Origin of the sequence: Myroides sp. C4067, assembly GCF_038039665.1 — a bacterium.
Lineage (GTDB): Bacteria > Bacteroidota > Bacteroidia > Flavobacteriales > Flavobacteriaceae > Flavobacterium > Flavobacterium odoratimimum.
On the sequence record NZ_JBBPHJ010000047.1, the window covers coordinates 1 to 11,516 of the forward strand.

Annotated in this window: 12 protein-coding genes and 1 tRNA gene; 5 read left to right on the top strand and 8 right to left on the bottom strand. The window is 35.3% G+C overall.

From position 1 onward, the window contains the following. Positions 1-164: 164 nt before the first annotated feature. From AABL87_RS17335 to hemA, 7 genes are all read right to left on the bottom strand, one after another. Positions 165-536 carry a four helix bundle protein gene (locus AABL87_RS17335; protein ID WP_006259828.1) on the bottom strand — a complete coding sequence of 124 codons (372 nt, stop codon included), beginning with the start codon at positions 534-536 and terminating at the stop codon, positions 165-167. Positions 537-683: 147 nt separating this feature from the next. Further along, entirely contained in the window at positions 684-1,664 is a 981-nt protein-coding gene (gene hemF, locus AABL87_RS17340) for an oxygen-dependent coproporphyrinogen oxidase (RefSeq protein WP_341277676.1), read from the bottom strand. Between the two features lie 127 nt (positions 1,665-1,791). Further along, positions 1,792-2,151 (bottom strand): hypothetical protein, encoded by a 360-nt coding sequence (locus tag AABL87_RS17345; protein ID WP_006264534.1) that lies wholly within the window; start codon positions 2,149-2,151, stop codon positions 1,792-1,794. A gap of 66 nt (positions 2,152-2,217) precedes the next feature. Further along, positions 2,218-3,246, bottom strand: coding sequence for a uroporphyrinogen decarboxylase (gene hemE, locus AABL87_RS17350; RefSeq protein WP_006262350.1), 1,029 nt, complete (start codon positions 3,244-3,246; stop codon positions 2,218-2,220). Between the two features lie 37 nt (positions 3,247-3,283). Then, complete coding sequence (locus AABL87_RS17355) at positions 3,284-3,949, bottom strand: uroporphyrinogen-III synthase (RefSeq protein WP_006262352.1); 666 nt, start codon at positions 3,947-3,949, stop codon at positions 3,284-3,286. 1 nt (position 3,950) lies between these two features. Then, positions 3,951-4,880, bottom strand: a complete 930-nt coding sequence (hemC, locus tag AABL87_RS17360; RefSeq protein WP_006259833.1) for a hydroxymethylbilane synthase — start codon at positions 4,878-4,880, stop codon at positions 3,951-3,953. Between the two features lies 1 nt (position 4,881). Continuing rightward, entirely contained in the window at positions 4,882-6,132 is a 1,251-nt protein-coding gene (gene hemA / locus AABL87_RS17365) for a glutamyl-tRNA reductase (RefSeq protein ID WP_006259834.1), read from the bottom strand. A gap of 232 nt (positions 6,133-6,364) precedes the next feature. On the opposite strand from hemA, the gene AABL87_RS17370 reads away from it, so the two are divergent. Genes AABL87_RS17370 through AABL87_RS17390 form a run of 5 tightly spaced genes read left to right on the top strand, consistent with a single transcriptional unit; the run spans position 6,365 to position 11,076 of the window. Beyond that, entirely contained in the window at positions 6,365-7,237 is an 873-nt protein-coding gene (locus tag AABL87_RS17370; RefSeq protein WP_006264532.1) for a helix-turn-helix transcriptional regulator, read from the top strand. Between the two features lie 4 nt (positions 7,238-7,241). Then, complete coding sequence (hemH, locus tag AABL87_RS17375) at positions 7,242-8,258, top strand: ferrochelatase (RefSeq protein ID WP_006262355.1); 1,017 nt, start codon at positions 7,242-7,244, stop codon at positions 8,256-8,258. 4 nt (positions 8,259-8,262) lie between these two features. Next, positions 8,263-8,802, top strand: coding sequence for a CopD family protein (locus tag AABL87_RS17380; RefSeq protein WP_006259837.1), 540 nt, complete (start codon positions 8,263-8,265; stop codon positions 8,800-8,802). Then, on the top strand, positions 8,802-10,274 hold the full coding sequence (locus AABL87_RS17385; protein WP_006262357.1) for a sensor histidine kinase: 1,473 nt from the start codon (positions 8,802-8,804) through the stop codon (positions 10,272-10,274). The genes AABL87_RS17380 and AABL87_RS17385 overlap by 1 nt, the downstream gene beginning before the upstream one ends. Positions 10,275-10,290: 16 nt before the next feature. Further along, complete coding sequence (locus AABL87_RS17390) at positions 10,291-11,076, top strand: enoyl-CoA hydratase/isomerase family protein (RefSeq protein ID WP_025125197.1); 786 nt, start codon at positions 10,291-10,293, stop codon at positions 11,074-11,076. 95 nt (positions 11,077-11,171) lie between these two features. On the opposite strand, the gene AABL87_RS17395 is transcribed toward AABL87_RS17390, so the two are convergent. After that, positions 11,172-11,242, bottom strand: a tRNA-Gln gene (locus AABL87_RS17395). Between the last annotated feature and the right edge of the window lie 274 nt (positions 11,243-11,516).

Sequence of the window (11,516 nt, forward strand, 5' to 3'; positions counted from 1 at the left end):
GTTTACAGTTGCTCTCGACATCTATAAACAGAACGTTGACCTGTGTTCTTATTTTGATTTACGGTGAACGGTATACAGCTTACAGCAAGCGGTTTACAGTTTACAGTTAAATGTACCCGATAATTCTATTAATGTTCTATTTATAGAATAAACAATATTATAGTTTACTTTTTACTATCCATTGTTTCTCTTATTCTTTTAATCAACACTACAAGCATCTTTTTAATACTTACAATATCATTCTGAACTGAGTAAAAATCATTCTCATTCAAGTAACCTAAGTCTTTTGATAAAAATATTAAATACTCAACTTCATGTGCTGAACCTGAGGCGATATATAGATATCTAACAAGTTCTTTTTGTGTATCCTTACCACATCCTTCTGCGATATTGGTAGGAATTGATACTACTGCCCTTCTTATCTGATCTATTAAATTTCTTTCCTCATACTTAGGATATAAATTTAATAATGGATAGATCTTTAATACCAATTCATGGCTCAGTTTCCAAACATTATAATTTCGATAGTCTATCATATAATTCATGGTTATTTATAGTACCATAAATTGCAACAACAAACATTCCATTATACACAAAATCTAATAACTTAATAATTTGTTTATATAACTAATTATCTCTATTAAGTAGTTTTATACTGTAAACTGTTAACCGTGAACTGTAAACTATTTCATCCAATCAACAGGATTAGCTAATACCTTCAACAGCTTTTCTTCCCAACTGTTTTCTTCTGGATGGTGGTCATATACCCATTGTACATGTGGTGGCAGACTCATTAGGATAGATTCGATACGTCCATTGGTTTTTAATCCAAATAGAGTTCCTTTATCATGAACAAGGTTAAACTCTACGTATCTACCTCTTCTGATTTCTTGCCATGTACGGTGCTCATTGCTATAAGGGGTATCCATACGACGTTCTACAATAGGTGTATAAGCATCTAAGAAGCTATCTCCTACTTCAGTTACGAAGTCATACCACTGTTGCATAGACATTTCTTCTGTTGCTTCTAAGCGGTCAAAGAATAATCCTCCGATACCACGCGCCTCTTCTCTATGTGCATTCCAGAAATATTCATCACATTGCTTTTTATACAATGGATAAAACGCTGGATTATGTTTATCACAAGCTGTCTTACATACAGTATGAAAATGCGTAGCATCCTCATCGAATAGGTAATAAGGTGTAAGGTCTTGTCCTCCACCAAACCAAGAACGCACTACTGTACCTTCTTTGTCATACATTTCGAAATAACGCCAGTTGGCATGTACTGTAGGTACCATAGGACTCTTCGGGTGAATCACTAACGATAATCCGCAAGCGAAGAAATCTACATCTCCTACATTAAAGTACTTTTGCATCGCTACTGGTAATGGTCCGTGTACGGCAGAGATATTCACTCCTCCTTTTTCGAATACCGCTCCATTCTCGATCACACGTGTGCGACCTCCACCACCTTCAGGACGTTTCCAAAGGTCTTCTTGGAATTTTGCTTTTCCATCTATATCTTCAAGTCCTTTCGTAATGGTATCTTGAAGCTGTTGTATATATTGATAAAATTGTTCTTTCATATTATAAATAGTACATATCCTCTCTCTGTCAGGATACTCATCATTAAAAAAACTATTGTTCCGTAGTTCAGCCAATACATTATATTACACCTCTCTACCTTATCTTTAAATAAACAATAGTAAGCAGACTCCTCTAGTCCTACATATCACTATCATAGTGCGTATGACACCTCAACCTGTTTCTGCTGTAAATAGTGATCTCTTAAAGGCGACTAATCTTAGTCATGATATTAAATGAGAATGCTTTACTCTCATCTTGTATATATTGATAGACAGCCTTTGCTTTTGCTTTTAATGAAGGCTCTTGAGAAGACCACTTCACTAATAGATCTGTGAACTCTTCCATCTTATCCCAAGAGAAGTTGAATTTATGTAAGTGTAAGGCTAAGTCCTTACCTTCTGTTATCAACAGTTGTTCATAACTCAAGCCTACCTTCTGAAGCTCTACGTCTAGATCTTCTATAAATTTCTTGTCCTCTGGTGTAAATCCAATAGAAGACAACTTCTGAACAATAGACTCTATACGTCTTTCTTCTTCACTTTTTGTTCCTTTGTTTAACATAGGTCAAATGATATAGTAAAACAAAAAAGCCTACGTCATACTTCGGCAGGCTTTTCTGTCAATATTTTACTTGTGTTCGTATTCTTTTACCGCTTCGATAAATGCTTTTGCATGATCTACTGGGATATGAGGTAAGATACCGTGACCTAAGTTCACTATATACTTATCTTTACCGAAAGCATCGATCATCTCGTGTACCATTTTCTTAATAGTAGGGATCGGAGACATTAGACGGCTTGGGTCAAAGTTACCTTGTAATGTGATATCTCCTCCTGTGAATAGACGAGCGTTCTGTGGGCTACAAGTCCAGTCTACTCCTAATGCAGACGCTTTTGACTTCGCCATCTCAGGTAATGCAAACCAACATCCTTTTCCAAATACAATAACTGGAGTGATATCAGCTAATGCTTCTACTATTTGGTTAATATACTGCCATGAGAACTCTTGATAATCTACTGGAGATAACATTCCTCCCCATGAGTCAAATATTTGTACTGCATTTACACCTGCTTTTACCTTTTCTTTAAGGTATAAAATAGTTGTATCTGTAATCTTTTGTAATAACGTATGTGCAGCTACTGGGTCAGAAAAACAGAAGCCTTTCGCTAAATCAAAGCTCTTAGAACCTTTTCCTTCTACTGCATAACAAAAGATAGTCCAAGGTGAACCAGCGAATCCAATCAATGGTACCTCATCGTTTAACATCTCTTTCGTTACTTTAATAGCATCCATTACATATCCTAATGTCTCTTCGATATTAGGTACGATAACTTGCTCTACATCTTTAGCAGAACGGATAGGATTAGGTACCCATGGTCCTACTCCTGGTCTCATCTCTACATCAATGTTCATAGCTTGCGGTACGACTAAAATATCTGAGAATAAAATAGCAGCATCTGGTTTTACAATACGAATCGGTTGTACTGTAATCTCAGCTGCGATTTCTGGCATTCTACAACGTGTAAAAAAATCATACTTATCTCTTAATTCGCGAAACTCTGGTAAGTATCTACCTGCTTGACGCATCATCCATACAGGTGGTCTCTCTACTGTTTCACCTTTTAACGCTCTTAAGAATAAATCATTTTTAATCATTTCTATTCGATTTTAATACGTCAATTTTTAGCTGACTCTATTTATAATAATCCACACAAGCTTGTAATGTAGCTTCCACTGTAGGTTGCTTCGCTATTACAATATTCTGTGTAACTCCTTTTAATGGTTCTGCTGTAGTATCTCCTATACAGAAGCACACTTCTGTCGTGATGCTGTTCTGCTGAAGATAACTCTCTATCGCTGAAGGACTGTAAAAGCACAATCCATCTACTTTATATTCATTCTTTATAGGATTAAGCACAGTCTGATATACTGTGAACTCATTAAAGACCATACCATTTGCTCTAAAAGCATCTGGCAATAGATCTCTTCTGATACTTCCGCTAAAGAATGTTATATTTCTATCTTTATAGTCTTGAACAATGATAGGAGCTAATTCTTTTGCATAATGTGCCCAAGCCTTAACTTCCCAACCGTTCTCCTCCAACAATTCTTTTGTTTTTATCCCCACACATAGCGCTGGTTTCTTATTCAGAACTTCTCTATATCCCTGACTAATCACACTCTTCACTGCATTCTGACTCGTAAACAATACATACTCATGTACAGCATCCAAGTCGAATACTAAGTGTTCTGTCAAGATATAATCTTGTTCTACTAAATGCACCTTCCCTAAAGCTACAGCATCTAGTACACTCGCTTTAATCTTCCGTGTAGATAAAATAGTTGGATTAAAAGACATTTTATTTTTTTAATTGTTGACGTAGTGTTTCCATTAATTCACTACCACCATTCTCAAGAATTTCTTTAGCTGCAAAGAATCCAAGCTTCTTCCACTCTGCGATATCCACTACTTTGTTCACTTCGAACTTCTGTTGACCATCTAAAGAGAATAATACCCCTTTAAAATTAATCGTGTCATCATGATCATTATAAGTAGCTAAAGCACCGATAGGAGCTGTACATCCACCTTCTAATGTTCTTAAGAACTGTCTTTCTATATAAGTAGTCATCTCTGTTTCATAATCATTTAACTGAGCTACTGCGTCTAAAGCATGATTATCATCTGCATTTACGACTACTACCATAGCTCCCTGTGCAGGTGCTGGTATCATCCAGTCAAGATTAATGAAGTTCGATGGTTTCTTTTTAATACGATCTAAACCAGCTGAAGCGAAGATTGCTCCATTCCAATCGCTGTTTTGTAGTTTTTCCATACGAGTATTTACATTTCCTCGTAGGTCAACTGTTGTATGCTTTGGGAAACGGTTTAACCATTGAGCTTTACGTCTTAAACTTCCTGTAGCTACTACTGCCTCAACCTCTTCTGACATAAAAGATGTATCTCCTTTATGTAATAAGATATCTACAGTATTAGCACGTTTAAGTACTGCTCCTTGTACGATTCCTTGTGGTAGAGCTGTTGGTACATCTTTCATAGAATGTACTGCGATATCTACCTCTTTTTTAATCATTGCCACATCTAGAGTCTTAGTAAAGATTCCTGTGATTCCCATCTCATATAGTGGCTTATCTAACACTAGATCTCCTGTAGATTTAACAGGTACTAACTCTGTTTTGTACCCTAATTTCTGAAGAGATTGTTCAACTGTTTTTGCTTGCCACATTGCTAGTTCACTATCACGTGTACCTATACGAATAATTCTACCCATTTTAATTTGATTCTATATGAAACACTTTTTCTATCCATTCTATACTCTGATCCACTACTGTATCTTCATGACGAAGATGGTTTGCAAAGTGCGTAGTGATCTTCTGTATGATGCGCATACTGATTAGTTCAGCCTGCTCAGAATCAAAGTTATCATATTTCTTTTTATGATAATCTAATTCCCCATCTTTTATCTGCTCTAGCTTAGATTTAAGAGCATGTATAGTAGGTGCGAATTTTCTCATCTTCGTCCAAGCGATAAACTCAGACATGATCTCTTCTATAATTTCTTCTGCTTGTGGAATGAACTCTCTTCTTCTCTCAATCGTCTTATCTGTCATTTGAGATAAATAATCAAGGTGTATTAATTCTACTCCTTCTATCTCCGTCACATCATCACTCACGTTCTTAGGAATAGATAAATCTAAAATAACAAGAGGTTTTGTCAAGTTAAGTAACGCCTTATCTACTGTAGGTTTCTGCGCACCAGTCGCTACGATAAGCACATCTGATTTGCGTATTTCTGCTTGTAAATCTGCATAATCCTTTACGATAAGATTAAATTTACCTGCTACTTCTAACGCTTTCTCTTTTGTTCTATTAATAAGTGTAATATGATCATTCTTAGTATGCTTCACTAAGTTTTCACATGTATTTCTACCAATTTTACCTGTTCCGAATAACAAGATATTCTTATTAGATATATCTTCTACATGATCCATAATATATTGTACAGAAGCAAATGATACAGAAGTAGCTCCAGAACTAAGCTCAGTCTCATTCTTGATACGTTTACTTGCTTGGATTACAGCATTGACTAATCTCTCGAAGTAATTCGTTGTCAGTTCTTTCTCCTTAGCTAAGTAGAAAGCATTCTTAATCTGACTGATAATTTCAAAATCACCTAATATCTGACTATCTAGTCCTGTTCCAACGCGGAATAAGTGTTCTATCGCCTCCTTAGTCTTATATACATAAGCCACATTGCGGAAGTCATCCACTGTACCATTACTGTTATCACATAATAATTTAATCAGTTCGAAAGGGTGTTGTGCGAAACCAAATATCTCCGTTCTATTACATGTAGAAATCACGATTAAACTCTCAATTCCTTCATTTTTAGCTTGAGTTAATAAATTGTCTTTGGCCTCATCACTTAGACTAAACTTACCGCGCATTTCAGCGTCCGCTTTCTTATAACTTAATCCCACTGCATAAAAAGTCGCAGGTTTAGTCTTATCTATTTTGTCCATACCACAGAGTTAATTCAAAAAAGTAAACAAATTTAAGATTAAAGAATCGACAAAAGTAACGCTAGAAGGACTATTTATATCGCTAAGGGATTTCTCAAAAAAAAAGCATTGCATTTCATTATAATACAGTACATTTGCAACAATGACAAGGGTTAAAAGACACTCTATATAGAATCATTCTAAATAAAAAGTAACTAGATAAGTTTCTAGCTTAAGTTTAAAAAGTATCGCTATGAGTCCTACGGAAGAAATAATAATTGATGATAATTTTTCGATATTAAGATTCGAAAACAACTTAACAGAGAACATAACATTTCAACGAGAAATGGGAACAGATGTTATCCAATTTTACTTTGGTCTAAAAGGGTCTGCCAAATTTGTATTCAATCAAGGAGCATATTCTCTTCCGCTTAATGAAGAAAAATTCTTGATCCTTTACAATCCTCAAAAACAGCTTCCTGTACACTTAGAGATATCTCCTAATACATGGGTCATAAGTGTTTTAATTTCTATTAAGAAGTTCCATGCTCTTTTTTCAACAGAAGCAGAATTCATCGGTTTCTTAACTGGTGAAAACAGAGACAAGAAGTATTACTCTGAAGAAGAAATTACTCCTTCTATGGCTATAGTTCTGAATCAGCTATTTAACTTCTATATGAACTCAACTATCAAGAAGTTATACTACACTGGTAAGACATACGAGTTACTTAGTTTACTATTTAATCAGAATGAAGATCAAAATATAGAAAATTGTCCATTCTTATCTGATGAAGACGATGTCGTTAAAATCAAAAAAGCGAAAGACATCATCATCAGTAAAATGGCAGAACCACCTACTCTTCAAGAGTTAGCAGACTCAGTAGGTATTAACATTAAAAAACTAAAAATGGGCTTTAAGCAGATTTACGGTGACTCTGTATTCAGTTTCTTATTTGATTATAAGATGGAATACGCACGCAAGCTCTTAGACAACGGTAGTTATAATGTAAACGAAGTAGGTCTAAAGATCGGTTATAGTTCTGCTAGTCATTTCATTGCTGCCTTTAAAAAGAAGTTTGGCACTACACCGAAAAAATACTTAATGTCTCTCAACACAAATAATTAACAACATGCAAGGTATATTATTAGTTAACCTAGGCTCACCTAAAAGCCCTACAGCAAAAGACGTAAAACCATACTTAGGAGAATTCTTAATGGATGAAAGAGTAATAGACATGCCATACATCCTAAGAAGTTTATTAGTTAAAGGAATCATACTGAATACTAGACCAAAGAAATCAGCAGAAGCTTATTCTAAAATATGGTGGGAAGAAGGTTCACCACTAATCGTAATTTCTGAAAGACAACAAAAGAAAGTACAAGCAAAAGTGGACATACCAGTAGCATTAGCTATGAGATATGGAGAACCCTCTATCCAAACAGGTTTACAAGAATTAAAAGACAAAGGTATAGATGATGTACTAATGATCCCTCTTTACCCTCAGTTTGCCATGGCAACTACAGAGACTATTAATGTATTAGCAGAAGAAGTAAGACAGAAATACTTTCCTCAAATGAAAGTTACGAGCTTCCCAGCTTTCTACAACAAGAAAGAATATGTAGATGCTCTAGCTCATACTATACAAGGTCATCTAGAAGGGTATGACTATGACCATATCGTATTCTCTTATCACGGGGTACCTGAACGACATATCCGCAAATCAGATGTAACGAAAGGACACTGTACTATAGACGGCTCTTGCTGTCAGACAGCTTCTAAAGCACATGAGTTCTGCTATAGACACCAATGTTTAGAAACAACAAGACAAGTAGTAGAGAAATTAAACATCCCTGCTGATAAATACACTAACTCATTCCAATCTAGATTAGGAATGGACAAATGGCTACAACCTCCAACTGATGCTACTGTAAATGGATTAGCTGAGAAAGGCATTAAAAAGCTAGCAGTAGTTACTCCTGCCTTTGTAGCCGACTGTCTTGAAACACTAGAAGAAATAGGCATGGAAGCACATGACGAATTCTTAAAACACGGAGGAGAAGAGTTTAGAACAATCCCTTGTATGAATGATGATGACATGTGGATAGATGCAATGGTTACTTGGATTAAAGAATGGCAAAACAAATAATAGCATGTTATACCTATATCTAAAAGCTCTACATATTATTTTTATAGTATGCTGGTTTGCAGGACTATTCTATATCGTACGTCTATTTGTATATTACTCCGAGACGAAGGATATGCCTGAAGTACAATCCAACATCCTAAGAGATCAATACACCATCATGACTAATCGCCTGTGGAATATCATCACATGGCCTGCGGCAGTATTGGCAACTATTTTTGGAATATGGATGCTGATAGCAATACCTGCTTGGTTAAGTCAACCTTGGATGCATGTAAAACTATTATTTGTAGTAGCATTAATTGCTTATCATCTAAAATGCCATCAGTTCGTCAAACAAATCAACAATAGAACGATGACTAAAACATCTTCCTTTTTTAGAATTTGGAATGAAGGAGCAACCTTGATTTTATTTTCTGTAGTATTTTTAGTAATTTTAAAAAGTACTTTTAATTGGATATTTGGAGTTGTAGGTCTAGTAGGATTATCAATACTATTAATGCTAGGAATACGCTTATACAAACGAATTCGCGATAGCAGAAAATAATGAAAGATGACTTTATATTAAAGAACTTTTCTCTGAGAAATAGAATATTTTTCTCACTTATATTTTTGAGTATTATCTCATCTGTATTGATATCAGCTGTATCAGTGTATCAATTCAGAGAAGAAGCACGTACTTATCATCAATATAGACTAGAGAGGACAGAAAACTCTATCAATGAGAATATAAACTACATCTTAACAACCTCAGAATACCCTCTAACAACAGAGAACATCCCTCGCATTTTTAGAGACAAAATACATGAGCTAGCAGCCATACACAATACAGAGATCAATATACACGATCTACAAGGACGCCTCTTGATTACCTCAAGAGGTACCTTTTCTGTAGATAGCATCTCTAAAAACATCTCTCCTTTAGTTTTAAAGACAATACAGTCCTCTCCCAACAAACGCTTTGTAGATATAAAAACGGTAGATAGCAACCGCATACGTATCGCATACAGCTTCTTAAAGGATTTAAAGTACAAGCCCCTAGGTATACTTAAAATACCGTATGAAGAGAAAACAGAGTTTTACGAGAACGAGATTCAGAACTTCATGGTTAAATTTGGACAAGTATATATCATTATGCTGATTATGTCTATTGCTATCTCTTACTTCTTGTCAAACTATATTACCCAAAGTCTAAACAATATTAGTGTCAAGATTACAAGTACTAAGTTTGGGCAAAAAAACGAAAAGATTGATTCTAGCAACACTAGTAAAGAGATCTCAGCTCTTATCACTGCATATAATGATATGGTGGAGAAACTCGATGATTCGTACGAAAAACTAGCTCAAACAGAAAGAGAGCAAGCTTGGAGAGAAATGGCTAAGCAAGTTGCACACGAAATAAAGAATCCTCTTACACCTATGCGACTAACTGTTCAAAGCTTTGAAAGAAGGTTTGATCCTAATGACCCAGAAATCAAAACAAAATTAAAGGACTTCTCACAAGTATTAATACAACAGATAGATACGATGACTTCTGTTGCAACAGCTTTCTCTAGCTTTGCTGCAATGCCAGCTCAACAAGACGAAACACTTGACATTGTCAATACTGTAAGGCTAACACTCGACATCTTTAATGAAGATTATATCTGGTTCGAAAGTACTGATCAGGAAATCATCTCTAAAATAGATAGAACACAACTAATCAGAATTATTACTAACTTAGTCAAAAATGCAATACAAGCTATCCCTTCTGAACAGAAGAACCCACAGATAAAAGTGAGCATATCTAGAACAGAAGAAAGCGCTATCATCAAAGTAGCTGATAACGGAACAGGTATAAAGCAAGAAGATCTAAACAAAATATTCCAACCTAAGTTCACTACCAAAACAAGTGGCATGGGATTAGGATTGGGAATCATAAAAAACATAATTACAAATTACAACGGTACAATAGTCTTCGAAACAGAAGAAGGTCTTGGCACCACATTTATTGTTACCTTGCCTATTATAAATAATTAATCAAATAAAAGATATTATGGATTTTGAAAATATTCTAGTAGAAAAAGAAGGAAGTCTGGCCATTATAACCATTAATAGACCAACTAAATTAAACGCTTTAAACAAGCCAACAATTGAAGAGCTTCACCAAGCCCTTAAACACTTTGAAAAAGACCGTGAAACACGTGTTATCATCCTTACTGGAAGTGGAGAAAAAGCTTTCGTTGCAGGTGCTGACATTAAAGAATTCTCTAGCTTCAACACTAGTGAAGGTTCACAGTTAGCTGCCAAAGGACAAGAGCTTCTATTCGACTATGTTCAAAATTACAACAAACCAGTAATCGCTGCTGTTAATGGATTTGCCCTAGGAGGTGGATTAGAGTTAGCGATGTCAGCACACTTCAGAGTAGCTTCTAATAACGCTAAAATGGGACTTCCAGAAGTAACACTTGGACTAATCCCAGGATATGGCGGAACACAACGCTTACCTCAACTTATTGGAAAAGGAAGAGCAATGGAGCTAATCATGACTGCAGAGATGATAACAGCTGATAAAGCTCTATCTTATGGATTAGTGAACCACGTTGTAGAACAAGAAGAACTATTAGCATTCACAAAGAAAATAGCGAACAAAATAGCTTCTAACTCTGCTTCTGCAATTGGAAGAGCAATAAAATCTATTAATGCTAACTTTAAAGATGGTGTAAACGGATATCACGAAGAAATCAAGAACTTCGGAGAATGCTTCGAAACAGAAGACTTCACAGAAGGAACTACTGCTTTCTTAGAAAAAAGAAAACCTGAATTCAAAGGTCAAAACTAATAACAAAAAAAGGTCAGAGCGTGCTCTGACCTTTCTTATTTCAATTCCTTATTCTTGAAATAAAAAAACCTCTTGAATGATCAAGAGGTTTTTTGTTGGCCTACTAGGACTCGAACCTAGAACGACTGAACCAAAATCAGCTGTGTTACCATTACACCATAGGCCAGTACCATTTCATTACTTTGGCATAATTACTTCAGTAATGCGGATGCAAAATTAGCACATTTTTTGATTCTTCCAAATATAAAATGTCTTTTTTAATCACTCTCAGCCCCCTATTTTGCTAAGATACTCATAGTCAAGAGAGAGTAATGATAATTTTAACATTTTATTTTTACGTACAATTAAAATAAAAAAAGCCTCTTGAAAAATCAAGAGGCTTTTCTGTTGGCCTACTAGGACTCGAACCTAGAACGACTGAACCAAAATCAGCTGTGTTA